The organism is Paenibacillus elgii NBRC 100335, assembly GCF_004000865.1.
GTDB classification, from domain to species: domain Bacteria; phylum Bacillota; class Bacilli; order Paenibacillales; family NBRC-103111; genus Paenibacillus_G; species Paenibacillus_G elgii.
Window position 1 is genome coordinate 1 of sequence record NZ_BIMB01000055.1, and the last position, 19,169, is coordinate 19,169.

Below are 19,169 nucleotides of genomic sequence, written 5' to 3' on the forward strand. Positions count from 1 at the left end.
TCCCGCAGTCCAGGGGAAATCGAGTTTTTTTGCAGCTGGGGAGCCATCTAACTAAAGCTCGGGAAGTTTCTTCAGATGGCTCAGCTTATCCGGATTGTTCACGAAATACATCGTCCGGATTCGCGTGCCTTCGAATTCGAATAACATGGCGATGCGGGAGCGGGAGCCGTCAACTAGCAGTCCGGCTCCGCCATTGAACGATACGGGGACGCTCCGCGTCAGGACAGTGCCTTTGGACGCTATGCCGAGCAGAAAGGCAGCAATCCGGTCTGCGCCGAGAATCGGCCGGAGCGCCGCGCGCACCTTGCCTCCGCCATCGGAGTACAGGACGGCATCCTCCGTCAGCAGGTGGACGAACTGAAGCACGTCTCCCGTGCTGACTGCCTTCAAAAAGCTGCGGACAAGCGATTCCGATTCCGCGATGCCGGGCTGAGGGAGCAGGGGCTCCTCGGGATGCAGCTTTTGCTTCAGACGGCTGTATGTTTTACGGCAGGCGGCTTCGCTTTTGTCCAGCATGTCGGCAATTTCTTTATAGTCGTAGTCGAACACTTTGCGCAGGACGAAAATCGCCCGTTCAACCGGGTTCAACTGCTCCAGCAGCAGCAGGAAGGCAAAGGAAATGTCTTCGTTCCGGGCCGCATGCAGCAGCGGGTCTTCCTTGTCCGAAGTTTGCAGCGGCTCGGGAAGCCACGGCCCGACATATACTTCCCTGCGCGAGCGAGCGGATTTGAGCTGATCGATACAGCGGCGGGTAACGGATTTGCACAAATACGCCTTCGGGTTCTGAATCGCGCCCGGGTCTGTGCGGGATACGGCCAGAAACAGATCGTGGATGATATCCTCCGCTTCGGACACCGACCCCAGCATCCGGTATGCGATCGAAAACAACAGCGATTTATACTCGGTATACCAGTCTTCCAACGGAAGCTGCGTCATAGGCGGATTCTCCTTTGCGGTAAACATCGAACTGCCGGCTTCGGCAAGGTTCGCTCGTAAGAAAATAAGACGAGACGGCGGGCAGGTTTGTGACAAGTCCTTTCCATTGTAGCACGGATCGTTTTCCGGAGGCAGTGAAATCCGGGGTACTTGCAACGGCCGCCGGACCCTTTTAGAATGGGGGTAGTTTAGACGAGCCCGCGAAGCGGAATCGAGAAAGGAGCGGGTTAGCCGCTATGGACAAGCAAGAGATGACGCAGCCGAAGAAGAACGGGCTTTCGGATTTGCTGCTGCTGGACCGTTCGCAAGACGTAACGGAACAGGATGTGCTGTATCCGTTTGCGCTGGAGGAGCTGCTGTGCAAGCACGTGGGTGAAGGCGGGGCGTCAATGTGCCATCTGTGGCGTCACCCGCGCGCGTTCGTCATGGGGCTGCGCGACAGCCGGCTGCCCGGAGCGGCGGAAGCGGCTAGGTACTTAGAGGCGCAAGGCTACAATGTCGCCGTCCGCAATTCGGGTGGCGCGGCAGTGCCGCTTGATCTCGGCGTCGTCAACGTATCGTTGATCATGCCGAAGCGCCGGGCGGGGGAAATCGACTTCCGCGACGACTTCGAACGGATGTTCGAGCTGATCCGGCTGGCGCTTCAAGCGACCGGATGCGAAGTGAGCAAAGGGGAGATCGAAGGGGCTTATTGCCCCGGGGATTACGATCTGAGCATCGGCGGCCGCAAATTTTGCGGCATCGCCCAGCGGCGGCAGGCCCATGCGTACGTCGTGCAGGCGTTCGTGATTGCCGAAGGAGCAGGGGCGGAGAAAGCGCGGCAAGCGCGCGAGTTTTATGAGCGGGCTTCCGCCGGCGCGCAGGATATCGATTTCCCGCGGGTGACGATCGATAGTATGGCCAGCTTGGAAGAGCTGACCGATCTGGGCGAGGGGGCGGCGCTCAAGTTCATGGAGGCGGTAAAGCGGGTCGTGCGCGAGCGGCAAACCCCCGAAGGGCTGGAACGGGCGGCAGCGGGACTGTGGGTCCCGGAAGCCTCTCAGGTGAGAGAAATGGCGGCCCTGCTCCGAGAGCGCTACGGCATTCGCGGGAAGGAATCCGGCGGCGAATAAGAGGTCTGTAATGAATTCAGGTCAAAAATCGCTTCAGCATGCCCGGCAGTTCATTTTGCCAAAAGCCCCAAATGTGTTTTCCCGGCTTTTCTTCATAATGCAGCGAACAGCTTCTCGTGACGAGGAGCTGTTTTGTTTTGCGGTTCGCCTCCACAAAATCGAACGTACCGCGTTCCGTCGTCACTTCCGTTTCTTCGAGCCCAATAACCATGGATAGCTTCAGCCACGACAACTCGTCCTCGGCTTCGATCCGCTCTTGCGTCGTTTGTAAAAATGCGCCGGACAAGGATATAACTTGGCAAAAAAGGCTACGATAATCTAAGGCAAGATGCAGAGAAACGGTACCCCCGAGCGAATCGCCGGCCAAGATCCGTTCGTTCAAATCCGCGCGAACCGGGTAATGATCTTCTATAAACGGAATCAGCTCTTCGGCAAAAAACGCGCAGTAAGCGCCGAAACGCTCTCCTTCGGGTGCGTACTCGGAAGTGCGAACCTTTTTGTCTACGTCTACGCCGACGATGATGGCGGGCTCCACATTATCATCGAAGATAAGCCGGTTCATCGTGGTGGCAATGCGGCCGAAATTAAAAAAATCTTCGCCGTCCTGGCAATAGATGACAGGATACGACAACAGTTCGTTGTAGCCCGGCGGAAGGTAAACGCGCAGCGATCTTTCCTGCCCGAGAGCGTGTGAAAATACGGTTTCTTTTACGATAGTACGCTTGTAATACAAGCTGTCGTCCATGTGACAAACCTCACAGTGTATTATAATAGTTTTATGGATTTTATTAATCTGTATTATTATTTTTTAGAAACTGTTATATACGCCTAATCGAAAAGAATTCACATTTTACAAGTATGTTCTTGTGCAATTCACTAAAACAGGTTTATAATAATACTATAACAGAAATACCCCAATTTCGACATCCCTTCAAAATCTATCGCTGAGGTGAATATGGAAATGAGCAAGCCTTATGTTGTGGGCGTACAGGAAGTACAGCCGTTGTCCGTTCTGGGCACCGACGGTACCGTTACGAATCCCGAAGCTATGCCGAACCTGACGGATGACCAATTGAAAGAATTAATGCGCCGTATGGTGTTCACACGTACGTGGGACCAACGCGCTGTCAATTTAACGCGTCAAGGACGCCTTGGATTTTATGCGCCGGTTTCCGGCCAGGAAGCAACGATGGTCGGCAGCGAATTCGCGCTGAACAAAGACGATTTCATCTGCCCGGGCTACCGCGACATGCCCCAAATCGTATGGCACGGTCTGCCGATGTACCAAGCGTTCCTTTATTCGCGCGGACATCAGCACGGCGGACAAATTCCGCAAGACGTACACGTTCTTATGCCGCAAATCATCATCGGCGCGCAATATTTGCATGCGATGGGCGTGGCGATGGCGTTCAAACAGCGCGGGGAAAAACGCGTTTCCATTACGTACACCGGTGACGGCGGGTCGTCCGAGGGCGATTTCTACGAAGCGATGAACTTCGCGGGGGCGTTCAAGCTGCCGTCGATTTTCATGGTGCAAAATAACGGCTATGCGATTACGACACCGTTCTCCAAGCAGACGGCTGCGCTTTCTGTAGCGCACAAAGCGGTTGCTGCCGGTATCGAAGGCGTACAAGTAGACGGGATGGACGTGCTCGCGGTGGTGAAAGCCGTTCAAGACGCAGCAGAGCGCGGCCGCAAGGGTGAAGGCGCGACGCTCATCGAGGCGATAACTTATCGTTTCCTGCCGCACTCCATGTCCGGGGACGACCCGTCCAAATACCGCACGAAAGAAGAAACGGCTGAATGGGAGCTTAGAGATCCGCTGAACCGCTTCCGTACGTACCTCGTTTCCAAAGGCTTGTGGTCCGAAGAGGAAGAAGCCAAAGTCGTCGAGGATGCGAAAAACACCGTTGCTGAGCAGATCAAGAAGGCCGAAGAAACGGAAAAAATGACGGTTCCGGGCTTGATCGACAGCATGTTCGAAACGACGCCGCAGCATTTGGAAGAGCAAAAAGCGGATTACTTAGCGTAAAAGGGGAGGAACTTTCAGCCATGGCTCAAATGACAATGATTCAAGCGATCAAGGACGCGATGCGAGTCGAGCTCCAGCGCGATCCGAACGTGGTCATATTCGGGGAAGACGTAGGTAAGGTCGGCGGCGTATTCCGCGCAACGGAAGGTCTGCAGGCCGAATTCGGGGAAAACCGCGTATTCGATACGCCGCTTGCGGAATCCGCAATCGGCGGGATGGCGGTCGGGATGGCCATTCAAGGCTTCCGTCCGATCATGGAAATCCAGTTTGTCGGCTTTATTTTTGAAGCGTTCGACCAAATCGCCGTACAAGCGGCGCGCATGCGCTATCGTTCCGGCGGCCGTTACAACGCGCCGATTACGATCCGTACGCCTTTCGGTGGCGGCGTTAAAGCGGCAGAGCTGCACACCGACCCGCTGGAAGGGCTGATGGTGCAAACGCCGGGTATTAAAGTTGTTGTACCGTCCAACCCTTACGATGCGAAAGGGCTGCTCATTTCGGCAATCCGCGACAACGATCCCGTGTTCTTCATGGAGCATCTGAACTTGTACCGTTCGTTCCGCGCGGAAGTGCCGGAAGGCGAATATACGGTACCGATCGGCAAGGCAAATGTTGTTCGCGAAGGCTCGGACGTCACGATCATTACTTACGGCGCCATGGTGCACACTTCGCTCAAAGCGGCCGAGGAGATCGAGAAAACGCGCGGCGCGAAAGTCGAAGTTATCGACCTGCGCACGTTGATGCCGCTGGACATCGACACCATCGTTGAGTCGATCAAGAAAACGAATCGTGCGATCGTTGTACAGGAAGCGCAAAAGACCGCAGGTATCGCCGCGGAAGTCATCGCGCAAATCAACGAGAAGGCAATTCTTCATCTCGAAGCGCCGGTGCTGCGCGTAGCGCCTCCGGATACGGTGTATCCTTTTGCGCAAGTCGAAGATCAATGGCTTCCGAATCCGGCCCGTATCGTCAAAGGCCTGAATCAAGTATTGGATTTCTAATATCTTACTAAGAAGCAAGGACGGTGAGCGACCGATGGCAAACTTTGAATACCGCTTTCCCGAGCTGGGCGAGGGCATCCACGAAGGCGAGATCGTGAAATGGCACGTAAAACCCGGCGATACGGTAAATGACGAAACGATCCTGATGGACGTTCAAAACGATAAATCAACGGTGGAAGTACCTTCTCCGGTAGAAGGGAAAATCATCGAGCTCAAGGTCTCCGAAGGTACGGTATGTACGATCGGCGACGTGATCGCCGTCATCGAAGTGACCGGCGAGGTGCCGCAGCAGGCTCATGGCCACGGCGAAGCGCCGAGCGCTGCTCCGGCGGCAGTGGAAGCTCCGGCCGCGCAAGGCGGCGCAGAGTGCGCGGTTGGCGGTGCCGTAGCGGCGAACGTGAACGCCTCGAAGCTGGATACGCCGATGGCCGGCGGAGCCCAAGCGGCAGGCGACGAGCGCGAAGTGCTCGCGACGCCAAGCGTGCGCAAGCTGGCGCGCGAGAAGGGTGTCAACATCGCGGAGGTTATCGCGACAGGCAAAAACGGACGCGTGACGCGCGAGGACGTGCTTGGCTTCACGCCGGGCGGCGCGCCGAAAGCGGCTGAAGCACTGGCGGCAGCGGCTCCGGCAGCAAGCGCGTCGGCGTCTTCGGCAGCAGCGCCGGTCAGCGGCGACCGTGAGGAAGAGCGCGTACCGCTGAAAGGCATCCGCAAGGCGATCGCGAACGCGATGGTTAAGAGCGCTTATACCGCTCCGCACGTAACCCTGATGGACGAAGTCGATGTGACCCGCCTCGTCGCGCTGCGCGAAAAAGCGAAGCCGGTTGCGGAGAAGAAGGGCGTCAAGCTGACCTACTTGCCTTTCATCGTGAAGGCATTGGTAGCGGCGGCTCGTCAATTCCCGGCGATGAACGCCATGATCGACGAAGAGAAGCAGGAAATCGTCTACAAAAAGTACTACCATGTCGGCATCGCGACGGATACGGACAACGGCTTGATCGTACCCGTCATCCAGGACGCGGACCGCAAAAATATTTGGACCATTGCCGGCGCGATCAAGGATCTTGCCGTACGCGGCCGCGAAGGCAAGCTCGGTCCGAGCGAGCTGAAAGGCTCCACGATCACGATTACGAACATCGGCTCCGCCGGCGGCATGTTCTTTACGCCGATCATCAACTTCCCTGAAGTGGCGATCCTCGGAACGGGCCGCATCAGCGAAAAACCGGTCGTCAAAAACGGCGAAATCGTCATCGCTCCTGTTATGGCGTTGTCGCTTAGCTTCGACCACCGCATTATCGACGGCGCTACGGCTCAAAACTTTTTGAACTATATCAAGCAGCTGCTGGCAGATCCGGAACTGCTTGTCATGGAGGTGTAATCCAAGATGGTAGTAGGAGACGCATCGATTGAAATTGACGTTCTGGTCATTGGGGCCGGCCCCGGCGGTTATGTAGCCGGTATCCGCGCGGCTCAGCTTGGCAAAAGCGTGCTGATCGTGGACAAATCCGAGCTTGGCGGCGTGTGCCTGAACCGTGGCTGCATTCCGTCCAAGGCGCTGATTTCCGCGGCGCATCATTTTGAAGTGATGAAGCATGCCACGTCGATCGGGATTTCGGCGGAGAATGTGACCGTCGATTGGACGAAGATCCAGGAGTGGAAAGACGGCATCGTCAAGAAGCAAAGCGGCGGCGTAGGGATGCTGCTGAAAGGGAACAAGCTGCAAATCTTTAACGGTGAGGCGCTGTTCATCAACGAGCATGAAGCGCGCGTCTTCAACGATAACGAAACGGCGCGTTACCGTTTCAACCACTGCATTATTGCGACAGGCTCCCGTCCGATCGAGCTGAAGGCATTCCCGTACGGCGGACGCATTCTGTCCTCGACCGAAGCGCTGTCGCTGAGCGAACTGCCGAAGAGCCTTGTCGTCATCGGCGGCGGCTACATCGGTATCGAGCTGGGACAAACGTATGCCAAGTTCGGCGCGAAGGTGACGGTGCTGGAAGGCTCCGATTCCATCCTGCCGGGCTTCGAAAAAGAACTGTCGCAGCCGGTAGCGCGCAACCTGAAAAAGCTCGGCGTCGAAGTCGTCACCGAAGCGATGGCTCAAGGCTGCGAGCAAACGGACAAAGACGTGACGGTAACCTACACCGTCAAAGGCGAAGAGCACAAAATCACCGCGGACTATGTGTTGGTTACCGTCGGCCGCCGTCCGAATACCGATGGCGACTTGTCGCTGGAACTCGCAGGCGTACAGGTTGGCGAACGCGGCTTGATCCAAGTCAACGAAAAATGCCAGACGAACGTTCCGCATATCTACGCGATTGGCGACATCGTACCGGGCATGGCGCTCGCTCATAAAGCTTCGTACGAGGCGAAAGTGGCGGCAGAATCCATTGCCGGACTGCCGAGCGTTGTGGACTACAAAGTTATTCCGGCCGTCGTCTTCTCGGATCCGGAAATCGCCGGCGTAGGCCTCAGCGAGACCGAGGCGAAAGCCAAAGGCATCAACGTGTTCACCGGCAAGTTCCCTTACGGGGCGAACGGCCGCGCGCAATCGATGAACGTCACGGACGGCTTTGTGAAGCTCGTCGGCGACAAAGACACCGGCCTTTTGGTTGGGGCACAGGTTGTAGGAGCGGAAGCTTCCAACCTGATCGCAGAGATGACGCTCGGCATCGAGATGGGCGCTACGCTTGAAGACATTGCGATGACGATTCACGCGCATCCGACGCTTGGCGAAATCACGATGGACGCCGCCGAAGGCGCGCTCGGCCATCCGATTCACCAGCTTGCCAAAAAATAAATTCGTATATTCGAAACCCGAAGCAAATGCAGCTTAGAGCTGCGTTGTTTCGGGTTTTTTTAATAGCAAAATGGTCACGGTACTGAATTTGAAACTTTGCTCCTACTCCCAGTGACTTATTTACATATAATCTCATAATGGTAATATAAAACTATATAACCATAATTTTCATTTTCGTCAAATTTAATGTGCAGGAGTGTGTATCAAATGAGCTTGGGGTTTAAAAGATCGAGGTTTAAAGAAGTAATGGCAATTCTGCTGACTGTTGTTTGTTTCACGGGTCTGGGCACGAGGGAAGCCTTGGGCGGACCCTGGCAGACGACATGGGATTGCAGTGATGCGCTCTATCATTGTCAAGCGGCGGATCTAGTGCCCGATCTTGCGCAGCGAATGGACACGGTTGAAATCTACGTTCCCGAAGGACAAGTAATCTCATATCACTATAAGGATTCAAGGAAGAAGACGTATGATATTTCAAAGACGGAAATTTTAGTTTTATATTTGGAATCGGGTACTCCGGTACAAGTTGCCTCTGCGGTTGTTCCTCAAGGAGGCGAAGCCAATGGGGAATTTATCGCGCCGAAATCGCAATACTATTATCTTTCTATGGAATGTCGGTACTCAAGCGATTGCGATGGCAGAGGTTACTTACGAACATCGAAATGACATGATGCGGCCTCGCTAAGCGAATTGCTCCGTCTTTTATGATACAAAATGTATCAAATCATAAGTCGCAGCTTAATTTCTTCAACCCGGAAAGAATGGGGGATACTTCCGTAGCCGATCAATGTTCTGAAATTTAATAATTCAAAAGGATGGTGTATGAAATGAGTCTGTGGTTCAAAGAAAAAGCGGTTCAAAAAATAGTCGTAGTGCTTTTCGTTCTTGCGCTTTCAACAGGCTTGGGCACAAGGGAAGCTTTTGCTTACGTTACGTACAATTGCAGTGACGAGTTCTATACATGTCAAGGGGCATTCCTTCCTCCAGGCTATGGAGAGTCACAAACCCGATCCATTTATGTCAAGGAGGGAATGGTAATTGATTATGGCTACTTAAGTCTCAATACGACGTCCGAAAGCGTTTATAGTACGACTGTTTCTCTCGTGAGTCTCTATGACGGTGTCGTCAAATCCGAAGTCGTTGTGCCTCCGGAAAAAGGCGCCGGGGGATACTATACTGCAACCAGAACAGACTGGTATTCTCTTAAGTTTGAATGCGAAACGGATCATGCGATGGAATGCTATGGCGACGGTTATTTAAGAGTGCCAATTGAACCATAAATAATGGAGCGTTGGAAGCGGGCCGTCCCGGCCTCAGCTTGTCGCCCGTTCCAAAGCTTCCAAATACGCATAAGCCTCTTCGTTCGAATGGCCGCACATCTCCTCTGAGGCCCGCAGGTTGCCGCATACGGCCGGGCGTTCCGGACTCCCGAACAATCCGCAGCGGTTATCCGCTGTGAGCTGGGTACAGCGAACCCCGGCAGGCTTGCCTTCCGGCATGCCCGGAATCGGGGAAGAAATCGATATAACGATGCAGCAAGCGGCGCATCCGACTCGGCATTCCATAGTTCTTACCTCCTATTTTTTTGCGCTTCAACCACGCTCTACGACTCATTTTCTTATTATACCATATTCGTTAAGAAGATCGGGGAAGCCAATGGGCTTTCCCTTTTTTTATTAGAAATACACTATTAAAAATGGAAATAAATAATAAGTAGATAATTTTATCCCACCAAAGTTGAAATGTATACCTGTGACGCGCCATGGCGCGATTTTATAATAAAAGCAAGGTGAAGGTCACCGATACAAATATGGAAATAGGGGGATTCCCAGATGAAGAAAAGTGTACTTTGTTCCGCAAGCGCAGCGCTCTTGCTGACCACCGTACTGGCAGGCTGCGGCAGCTCTGCGCCGGCAGCGAATAACGACAAAGACAAAGGCGCAGATCCTGGCAAGTCGGCTGCCGGTACGGAGGCGAAGGCCGGCTCGTTCCAAATGACGGTGCGCCACATCAACGTCCGGGACACGGCGAAATCGACGCTGGAGCTGCTGCAAAAGGTGACGGCGAAAACGGAGCAGGACGTTCCGGGACTTAAGCTGAACCTCGACGGCGTCGAAGATACCGTCAACCGCGATGTGAAGCTGAAAGCGGAAATGTCCTCCGGCAAGCCGCCGCACATTTTCAACTTATTCGGCGGTGCGGACACCCAGAACTATGCCAAGGCAGGCCACTTGCTCCCGTTGAACGATATTCTTAAAGAGCTTGGCTTGTCGGACCAATTCTACAACCTCAGCGAATTTACGGTAGACGGCAAAATCTACGGTCTGCCGGAATCCGGTTACGTGGAAGGGTTCTACTACAACAAGAAAATGTTCCAGGACGCCGGCGTACAGGTTCCGAAAAACTGGGAAGAATTCCTCAAAGTCTGCGAAGCCTTGAAAGCGAAAAAAATTACGCCGATCGCACTGGGCGGCGGACCGGAAAGCGCTTGGGCCATCAACATGCTCGGCAACAGCTTGTTTGTCGGCTTAGGCGGTACCGAGCTGCAGGAAGGCTTCAAACCGGGCAAAACGAAGTGGACTGACGCTCCGGTTGTAGAAGCGTTCAAGAGGATGAAGGAATTGAAGGAAAAAGGCTATATCGATCCTAACGTGTTGGGACTGAAATATGCCGAAGGTCAGGCGAAGTTCTACACAGGCCAGGCGGCCATGCTGTTTGACGGCACGTGGGCGACTTCCGCGGTGCTTGACAAAGAAAAATCGACCGTGAAAGACAATGTCGGCTTCTTCCGTCTTCCGGAGGTTGGCGGCAAAGGCGACGGCTACATCAACGGCGGCTGGAGTAACGGCTACGGTTTCTCCGCTCACTTGAACGAAAATGAAATGAAAGCCGTGAAAACATTCATCAAAAACTTCTACACGGTTGAGAATCAAGCCGATCAACTTAACAAAGCGAACCGGATTCCGGCCATGAAAAACGTTAAAGGCTCGAATGACGCGCATCCGCTGGTTAAAGAAATCAGTGACGTTCAAGGGTCGTCCAAAGGTGCATTCCCGGCGTTCGACGCTTTGGTTCAGCCGAAAGTGAAGGTAACGCTCGAAACTTCGATGCAAGAGCTGCTTGGCGGACAAATTGCACCGGAGAAAGTAGCCGAACGCATGCAAAAAACGCAAGAAGAAGCAAATAAAGCCGACGGTGAAAAAAAGTAAACAGCTAAACGAGGGTGCCGCCATCGCGCGGCGCCCGCATTTTGCTATCGGAGGGTGATCCATGAATAAGGTGCTGAGGAATCCGGTGGCCTACTTAATTTTTGTCGTCCCGGCCCTGGTTTTGTATGTGACGTTCTATATTGTCCCGCTGTTCTCGTCCTTAAGATATTCCGTCACAAGCTGGAACGGGATTAACGAACCGGTGTTCAACGGAATCGATAACTTCCTTAAAGCGCTCCAAGACGAAAAGTTTTGGATCGGATTTAAAAATAACGTCTATTTTGTCGGGTTCTCATTAATTATTCAAGTACCGATCATTATCGCGGTCGGCATTATCATCAGCAGGGCGAAGAAGATGCTGGGGCTCTATAAAGTATCGGTATTTTTGCCGAGCGTGCTGTCGACGGCTGCGGTCGGGATTATATGGCAATTCATTTACCAACCGGATGCCGGGCTGCTTAATCAGCTTCTCCGCGTTACCGGTTTCGCCGATGTGGCCAAGCCGTGGCTCGGTAACCCGGATACGGCGATGACTGCGGTGCTTGTAGCGAACGCTTGGCAGTGGACCGGATTTTATATCGTTCTGGTGCTTGCAGCCATCTTCGCGATTCCTTCGGAAGTGCTGGAGGCGGCGGAAATCGACGGCGCCGTCGGCTTCAAGAAGGCGTGGCACATTACCGTGCCGCTCATTCGATCGGTCATCGTCGTCGTCATGCTGCTGTCGATCACAGGCGCGATGAAGGCGCTGGATATCGTATTGATTATGACAAGCGGCGGGCCTTTCGGCAGCTCGGAAGTCATGGCCACGTATATGTACAAGCAGGCGTATTCAGCCGGCGAATACGGTTACGCGAATGCCATTGCGATTATCATTTTTGTGTTTACGTCTGTCGTCACGCTTATTTTCCATCTGTTCACACGCAGGGTAGAGGAGGTTAAATACTGACATGAAGAAAGCGTTGGCCAAAAGTATTCCTCATCTCGTCCTGATTCCGTATGTGCTTATCGTCGTCTACCCGATCTACTTCATTGTGATCTCGTCTTTAAAGAAAAATAACGAGATCATCACGAATCCATGGGGACTCCCTTCGGAGTTTTCCTTTTCGCACTATGAGAGCGCGCTGACGAATTCGCATTTGGGCACGTATTTTATTAACAGCCTTTATACCGCTACCATCGCTACGTTCGGGTCCTTGCTGCTCGCCATGGGGATCGCCTTTGCGGTCACGAGAATGCGGTTTCCGTCGCTCAGCAAGCTGGTGTACGGGCTGCTGTTGCTCTCGCTGCTCATTCCTCCCGCTTCGCTGCTGATTCCGCTGTATATTATGGTGAAGGACATGGGGCTGTACAACACCCCTTTGGCGCTCATTATTCCGTATATGGCTTTCGGGATCCCGTTAACCGTCTTTGTCGTGGCCGCTTTCATGAAGGCGATTCCTACCGAGCTCGAAGAGGCCGGCGTCATGGACGGGCTGTCCGCTTACGGCTTGCTGTTCCGGGTTGTGTTCCCGCTGTCGCTGCCGACGCTTGTGACGGTGTTCATCATTAACTTCCTCGGCCATTGGAACGAATACGTCATGGCGAACCTATTCCTGTCTACGCAGACGCTCCGGACGCTGCCCGTGGCGGTCGTCGGGTTTGCGGACAAATTCAACATGAACTACGGCGCCCTGTGCGCTTCGATTAGTATCAGTGTCATCCCGATCATTATCATCTTCATCTTTTTGCAAAAGCAAATTATTGAGGGCGTCACGGCGGGCAGTGTAAAGGGGTAATCACCCCTTCTGCCCGCCTTCGCTGCGTCAAGGGCGGGGTATCTGCTTCCGGTCGCTGCTCCACCCCACAAAGTGAAGTTGAATCGGGGAAGCTTAGTCCGAGTACTTTGCGGGGACCCCGGGTCTGCAGGAAATTATTATTAGAAGCCGCTTAGCAGCGGGTATTTCCCGCAGACAAAGGCGAACGCTATTGCTCCTCCAGCAGATACCCCGCCTCAGTATGTATCTCTAATTCCAGCCAAAAACCTCTTTCTAAAACATTCAAAATGAAAAGACCTCTAAGAAACGAGGTCTTTTCGCTGTCGTTATATTTTGCCTAAGCTGAGCATTAGCCGATAAATCATGGCCGCTGCCTGAGCGCGGGAGGAGGGCTCATTGCCGGCGAATCTGGTTTCTTCCACTCCGTTAATGATGCCTTTATCGAAGGCATAGGCTACGAGGGAGCGCCCTTTCGGGGTAAGATTATCGATATCCTTGAAAGGAAGCTCGACGTTCCCGCTCGGAAGCTCAATTCCCAGAGCCTCCACCAGCATGGAAACCGCTTCTTCGCGGGTGAGCGGCTGTCGAGCGTCCTCTTCTTGGGCACGCTGGCGCCAATCCGTTTCTTTTCCCAATACCCGGTCCAGCATGACCGCAAATTCGGCCCGTGTCACAGAATCGTCGGGAACGAACGAATCATCCGTTTTCCCTGCAATCACGTGTTGGGAGGCAAGAATCTCCATCTCATTCCGCCCCCAATGCCCGGCTATGTCGGCAAACGTTCGGTGATATTCCAATGCCGCATATGAGCCTGGGCGGGAAAGGGTGCCAACGAGCCCGTCGCCGTTGCGGGCGGACGCTCTGTCAAAGCTCCATCCGGTTTCCCGGTCTTTGCGGTACAACCCTGCTTTTTGCCCGGCGGCTGTCTTGCTGTCGAGCTTTAAGGTAAGGGTAATCGGTTGGCCGAAGACGTCATTAGAATGGTAGACGGATACGATCGGTGAAACTATGGTCGCGCTTCTCGTCGCCATCGGTTGAATACCGCCTAACCCTTCGGCGCTGACGGCCATATTGATTTTCAGACCTTCCTTAGTTCTAAACTCCGAGAGCGCAGCATTCGGAATTTCGATAGCGAAAGAGCTGCCGGTAATGATCATCCGCTTGCCTGAGGCCAGTAAACGATCGGTGGTGGCCGGGTCCAGTTCAACGATAACGGAATGAAACTTGGTCAGGCTGACGGAAGTGAAATTCATCGTTATGGCTTCCGTTTTTCCCTTGGCCAATTGGCGCTCTATTTCATCCTTGGAGATGGAAATGACCGCCGTCTCCACTCCGTTATTCGACGCTGCCTTTAAGTAACCGATAATTCTGCCGTCGTCCATGATTTTCAGCCGATCATCCACCTTCGGTCCGGTGGTAAATGACGACGGCGGCAGTGCCGGGGCCGACTCAGAGTCTGATTCTGAATCCGGTTCCGGTTTTGGTTCCGGCACAGGTACAGGCTTCGGCTCAGGCTTGGGTTCAGGTTTCGGTTCCGGCTGTGGCCGTGTTTCGCTTTCCACCGTAATTGCAGCCGATGTTGAAGCACCGGCATAGGTGATAAAAATAGTCGTTTGTCCCGCCTTGATCCCGCGAACAAGGCCCGTCTGATCTACAGTCGCAACTTTGTTATCCGAAGACGTGAAGTTCAGCCCCGAAGTCACGGGAATTGTCTTAAAGCCTCCGTTCGAATACACATCCGAATAGACGTTGGAATATACGGAGGCCGTCACGCTTAGCCGGACTGTGTCGCCCGCTTTCAACGCCGCTTGGGAAGGAGTGACGGCGATGGAGGCCACACCCGGAGGCGGATCGGCGGGAACGCCGGTGATTTTGTTGATTTTGGCCCGAATCATGAAATTGCCGATCGTCGTCGAACGCGACCATTGATCGCCGTCCTTTTTCCAAGAGCGTTTGAAGTTTTCACGGTTATTGTCAACGGCCAAGCCGGGAACATCCGGGTACACTCCGGTTTGCAGGTAGGCTATGTAAAAGTCGCCGTTAAGAATGACCGGGTTTTGAAAAGCAACGTCGGTCCATGTGCCGTCTGTTTTGGCTGTTCCGTCATAAGGTCCCGCGACCATTTTCCCCGGGATGCCATCGATCGGATCGGCTTCATAGATCGCATATTGGAAGCGGGTTCCTCCCGGTGCCGGCCAACCTTCGTTCCAAAAGAAAAAGCGCGCCCCCGTCACCTGCGAAGGGCTGTCCGTCGTCATCCGCACCGCATAGCCGTTCCCGGCGACGTGATACGCAAGCGCGTTATCCGCCTTGCCGCTATCGTAGGCCAGTTCATTCGGAGTACCGGTAAATGATTGCAGTCTTACAGGTTGGACGAGCGTTTGATCTCCCTGCACATGAATCGGCGTGTTTTCGGATAAGTAGCCGAGCGCGGAAATCAGCAGGGTATAATCGCCTTCATACGCTTCTATGGAAAATGTTCCCTGCACATCAGTAATTGCAGGTGTCGTTCGAAGATCCTCCATCGTTCGGACATTGGCGCCTGCAATCGGTTTTCCTGTCTGCCGATCGGTAATTTGCCCTGTTATCCGTCCCTTGGCCAAAGGCTGCAGATGGAAGTCCGCCTTGACGGTGCGGTCCTTTTGAATGCTGACCGTCCGGGTTACGGGACGATAACCGTAAGCTTCGACACGCAGCGTGTAGTCTCCGGGCGGGTGTTTCAGCGTATACCGGCCGGTTCCCGTCACGGTTTTCGTCGAGCGGTCCGTCTCAAGCACCGTGACGGTAGCGTCGGCGGGCAGAGAAGACGCTGCTGCGTCGATGCTCTGCAAGGAAAAGCTCTTCGTAGCGCGCATGGCTTGCAAAGAAGGCCTGAAGCCCGACCGCGCCGGCTGCTCGTCATCGTTAGCGTTAGCCTGGCTTGCCGATTTCGATTTGACCGGAGGCGTTTCTCTTACTTCGAAATCGTCGATGTACCATCCTGCGCTGCCTATCGAATTTTTGCTTATAAGATGAAAACGCACTTTGATTTTGTGACCGACATAGTTTCCTAGCCCGATTTCTTCCAAAACCCAAAATCTTGTCGGCTGCTTTGGATATTGAGCGATTTTGTCCCATGTCGCGCCGTTATCCTTGCTGACTTCGACATACGCTTTATCGAATTCGTCCAAATCATGCCACTGCTGAAAATAGACCGAGGCAGACTGTGCCCGAGTCAGATCGATTTCAGGGGAGATCAGGCTTTGGTCGCTGTTCTTCGCAAGCTCACTCGACAGTCCGGTTCCCCATACATTCGGCCCCGAAATGGCGTTCTTGGGTCCGCGAGCCAGATTGGGCACGCCACGCTCCCACTGATCGTTGTTTCCGCTGTGCGTCCAGCCGTTGTCATCGGGGCCGTTAAAGTCGTCGGCGAACAATTCTTTGCCGGCCGTGAAGGTCCAGGACACTTCGTTCGACGGTTCGCTTAGAACATTGCTCTGGGTTCGGGTTTTAACCGTATAGTAATAAGTGCCTTTTTGCGGTGTCGGCAGCTCCCCGTAATTTTGCGAGCGGCTTGTTCCGACCTCTTGATAATTGCCGCCCGGCTGCGTGGAGCGGTAGATGACGTATTCTTTAATTTTTCCTTCCGGCGATTTGTCCCACTCGACGATCACTCTTCCCGGCGTGTTGCTTCTTATCTTAACGTGAGGCGCCGGGGGCGGGGCCGTTTCCGGGCCGATCAGTTCCAGATTGTCGATGTACCATCCGAAATCGCTGCCGTATTCGCCGTTCAAGTTAAAGGCGACAAACACTTGCTCACCGGCATAAGCCGATAAATCGAGGTAATCGGTTTTCCAGCCGTAGCTTTGAAAGTCAAAGTGTTTGACCCGATCGAAGGCAAAGCCGGTTTTGCTGGAAGCGACGAAAATTTCGGCCTTATCGAAAATCGCGCTCATCCAGCTTCCTAGTTTGTACCAATGCGTGAAGGACAATATCGTATGCTGGCCGTCTCTTAAATCGATAAGGGGCATCACGACGAAGCTCTTGGTTCCGACGGGATATTTGCCGTCCAGTTTCGTAGCGAGCACCTTGGTGCCGGAATACGCTTTGCCGGGACCGCTCGTCGGCGTTCCCCATTCCCAGATTCCGGTATCGCCGCCAAATTCAAAGCCTTGGATATGTTCTTCGAAATTTTGCTTATAACCGAGCTTGACGCCTTCGGAGATTTCAATGGACCAAACCGTCGTTTCCGTAGAATTCCCGCCAAAATCCGTCGCTCGGAGCTTATAGTCTATGCCGGGAACTGTCAGCATCAATTTCGGAATATCGGCTTCATACTGGCCGTCCTTCGCATTGCCCGATACGAGCTTCATCGGAACGGATGTCCAATCGTCCGCGCCCTTCGCCCGAACCGACACTTCCGCGCCGGTTATGCCCGTCTGGTCTTTGACACCTGCGGCAACGGTCAGATCCATCACGTTAAAAGCCAGCGGAATAGGCGTATGTGCAATAACCGGCAGATCGGCATCCTTCCCGTCGATCGAGATTATGCCTTCCACGGTGCCGATCCCTTGCTGCAAGGACGATACGGCATTCAAGGCGTTGATCAGCCCCCATCCGTAGCCGTTGCTGGGAACTTGAGGATAGTCGTTGTCCGTTAGCGGAACCGCCGTTTCCTTTAAAATGGCTTCCACTTGATCGGCGGTTAACGAATGGTTGGCCTGCAGCAGCAGGGCGGCTACCCCGGCGGTATGAGGGCTTGCCATGGACGTGCCGTTTAAAGATTTGTACCCGCCCCCGGGCACGGAAGAGCGGATGCTTACGCCCGGCGCCGCCACTTCCGGTTTTACCGTTCCGTAAGGCGAAGGTCCGCGCAGAGAGAAAGCGGCCAGCTGATTCTGGTAATTGACGGCTCCGGTGGAGAACGATTCAGGATAATTGGCCGGAGCGGTAACGGAACCCGGCCCGCCGTTATTGTCCGGAGGCTTCGTATTCCCCGCGGAGAAAAAGGCCATGATGTTAGCTGCCCGCCACGACTTGACAATGTCCCGGAAAAATTCGTTTTTTCCTGCCGGAATATTCCCCCAGGAATTGTTCACGATATCGGGAGCCAATTCGGGGTGCGCATTACCGTGCTTATCCTTCGGCGCCAAAATCCATTCGCCGGCATCCAAAATGGCCGAATCCGTCGTTTGGCCATTCGAATCGAATACTCGGGCGGCCATCCATTTGGCCTGCGGCGCTACCCCGATCCTATTGGCGCCTTCCGGATCGGAGCCGACCATGGTGCCCATCACGTGAGTGCCGTGGCCGTCGCCGTCGTAAGGCAGCTTTTTCATCTCGAGCGTGGCGTCATACCAGTTCAATTCCGGGCTAACGATATTTCCTTGCGCGTCGAACCCCCTCCATTTTCGTTGGAGCGCGGGATGGGTATAATCGACGCCCGAGTCCATATTCGCCACGACGATTCCCGTTCCGTCAAAACCCATTTGCCAAGCTTGCGGAACGTTGATATTTTTCAGGTTCCAGGGGATGTTGTCGGGGCCGGCCGGTTGCGGCAGGGCACGTCCGTCCGCTTGCTCCGGCGCTTTATTCAACTGGTATACCTGGTTTGGCAGCACCTTTTCCACATCGGGGCGGGAGGCGATTTGCTCCATGACCTCTTTGGTGCTCGTGACCGCCATTGCGTTTACGATGAAATAATGTTTATAGTCCTTGACTTGCCCGTTTTTTTCCATTTGCTCCAGGTCGCTTGAGATGCTGGCTTGGGCACGGTCCGCCGTATCCTGCAGCGTATGTATAACCGTATTTCTGACGGACGCTTTCCGTTTGGCGGACGTTTCTTTCATGATTGAGGACCGCTGCCGGGCTTGGGTGGAGATCCGCTCGACATCGACCTGGTCTTTAAATTTCACAAGATAGGAGACAAAAGCGTTTTGATCAAATGCCTCTTGAAGCTGCGCATCGATTTTCTCTGCCGTCGTATGGAATCTGCGCTCATCAGGCAATGGCCGAGCCGCCGATTCCGTGTTGTTGGCATTCGCCATCGCGAAGCCGGCAGGGGATGATGAAAAAAGAATCAAGAAAGCAAGCACGAAATTAAACCACTTAGGAACGATTTTAAAATACACTCTCCTATGTCCTCCCGTATTGTTTGTGTAGAAACAGAACAAATTGTACTACACAAAGATTTTTTCGTAAATACAAATATTTTGCATTGATGCAAAACAGGCTGTGGAGCCAAGGTCGGACATCCCCCTAAATCAGGTAAAAAAAATGGTTAGTTTTCTATTGACAGGTTAGATTATCCAGTATAAAATACCAATCAGAGATCACTTGAACA

General features: G+C 53.7%; 14 protein-coding genes. 10 read left to right on the top strand and 4 right to left on the bottom strand.

The features are described 5' to 3' along the window. Window positions 1-51: 51 nt before the first annotated feature. Window positions 52-936, bottom strand: coding sequence for an RNA polymerase sigma-70 factor (locus PEL01S_RS28300; RefSeq protein ID WP_127462642.1), 885 nt, complete (start codon window positions 934-936; stop codon window positions 52-54). 236 nt (window positions 937-1,172) lie between these two features. Here PEL01S_RS28300 and PEL01S_RS28305 point away from each other — a divergent pair, with 236 nt between their 5' ends. Next, window positions 1,173-2,048, top strand: coding sequence for a lipoate--protein ligase family protein (locus PEL01S_RS28305; RefSeq protein ID WP_010497122.1), 876 nt, complete (start codon window positions 1,173-1,175; stop codon window positions 2,046-2,048). A gap of 16 nt (window positions 2,049-2,064) precedes the next feature. On the opposite strand, the gene PEL01S_RS28310 is transcribed toward PEL01S_RS28305, so the two are convergent. Then, window positions 2,065-2,793, bottom strand: a complete 729-nt coding sequence (locus tag PEL01S_RS28310) for an alpha/beta hydrolase (protein WP_127462643.1) — start codon at window positions 2,791-2,793, stop codon at window positions 2,065-2,067. A 216-nt stretch (window positions 2,794-3,009) separates the two neighbouring features. On the opposite strand from PEL01S_RS28310, the gene pdhA reads away from it, so the two are divergent. From pdhA to PEL01S_RS28340, 6 genes are all read left to right on the top strand, one after another. Further along, window positions 3,010-4,080 carry a pyruvate dehydrogenase (acetyl-transferring) E1 component subunit alpha gene (pdhA, locus tag PEL01S_RS28315; protein WP_010497124.1) on the top strand — a complete coding sequence of 357 codons (1,071 nt, stop codon included), beginning with the start codon at window positions 3,010-3,012 and terminating at the stop codon, window positions 4,078-4,080. 20 nt (window positions 4,081-4,100) lie between these two features. Beyond that, a complete protein-coding gene (locus tag PEL01S_RS28320) occupies window positions 4,101-5,081 on the top strand; it encodes an alpha-ketoacid dehydrogenase subunit beta (protein ID WP_025850255.1) in 981 nt (326 codons plus the stop codon). A 34-nt stretch (window positions 5,082-5,115) separates the two neighbouring features. Next, a complete protein-coding gene (locus tag PEL01S_RS28325; RefSeq protein WP_127462644.1) occupies window positions 5,116-6,459 on the top strand; it encodes a dihydrolipoamide acetyltransferase family protein in 1,344 nt (447 codons plus the stop codon). 6 nt (window positions 6,460-6,465) lie between these two features. Continuing rightward, window positions 6,466-7,884: a dihydrolipoyl dehydrogenase gene (lpdA, locus tag PEL01S_RS28330; protein ID WP_063183769.1), complete on the top strand. Its 1,419-nt coding sequence runs from the start codon at window positions 6,466-6,468 to the stop codon at window positions 7,882-7,884. A gap of 207 nt (window positions 7,885-8,091) precedes the next feature. Beyond that, window positions 8,092-8,550 carry a hypothetical protein gene (locus PEL01S_RS28335; protein ID WP_127462645.1) on the top strand — a complete coding sequence of 153 codons (459 nt, stop codon included), beginning with the start codon at window positions 8,092-8,094 and terminating at the stop codon, window positions 8,548-8,550. 161 nt (window positions 8,551-8,711) lie between these two features. Then, window positions 8,712-9,164: a hypothetical protein gene (locus tag PEL01S_RS28340; protein WP_127462646.1), complete on the top strand. Its 453-nt coding sequence runs from the start codon at window positions 8,712-8,714 to the stop codon at window positions 9,162-9,164. A 33-nt stretch (window positions 9,165-9,197) separates the two neighbouring features. Here the strand turns inward: PEL01S_RS28340 and PEL01S_RS28345 are convergent, their stop codons facing one another. Further along, window positions 9,198-9,449 (bottom strand): YkgJ family cysteine cluster protein, encoded by a 252-nt coding sequence (locus PEL01S_RS28345; RefSeq protein WP_127462647.1) that lies wholly within the window; start codon window positions 9,447-9,449, stop codon window positions 9,198-9,200. A 267-nt stretch (window positions 9,450-9,716) separates the two neighbouring features. Here PEL01S_RS28345 and PEL01S_RS28350 point away from each other — a divergent pair, with 267 nt between their 5' ends. The 3 genes from PEL01S_RS28350 (at window position 9,717) to PEL01S_RS28360 (ending at window position 12,868) form a co-directional block, all read left to right on the top strand. Then, on the top strand, window positions 9,717-11,093 hold the full coding sequence (locus PEL01S_RS28350; RefSeq protein ID WP_063183762.1) for an extracellular solute-binding protein: 1,377 nt from the start codon (window positions 9,717-9,719) through the stop codon (window positions 11,091-11,093). Between the two features lie 61 nt (window positions 11,094-11,154). Then, window positions 11,155-12,039 carry a carbohydrate ABC transporter permease gene (locus PEL01S_RS28355; protein ID WP_063183760.1) on the top strand — a complete coding sequence of 295 codons (885 nt, stop codon included), beginning with the start codon at window positions 11,155-11,157 and terminating at the stop codon, window positions 12,037-12,039. Window position 12,040: 1 nt separating this feature from the next. Beyond that, complete coding sequence (locus PEL01S_RS28360; RefSeq protein ID WP_010497136.1) at window positions 12,041-12,868, top strand: carbohydrate ABC transporter permease; 828 nt, start codon at window positions 12,041-12,043, stop codon at window positions 12,866-12,868. A 305-nt stretch (window positions 12,869-13,173) separates the two neighbouring features. Here PEL01S_RS28360 and PEL01S_RS28365 read toward each other — a convergent pair whose 3' ends face one another. Beyond that, complete coding sequence (locus PEL01S_RS28365; protein WP_127462648.1) at window positions 13,174-18,957, bottom strand: S8 family serine peptidase; 5,784 nt, start codon at window positions 18,955-18,957, stop codon at window positions 13,174-13,176. Window positions 18,958-19,169 lie beyond the last annotated feature (212 nt).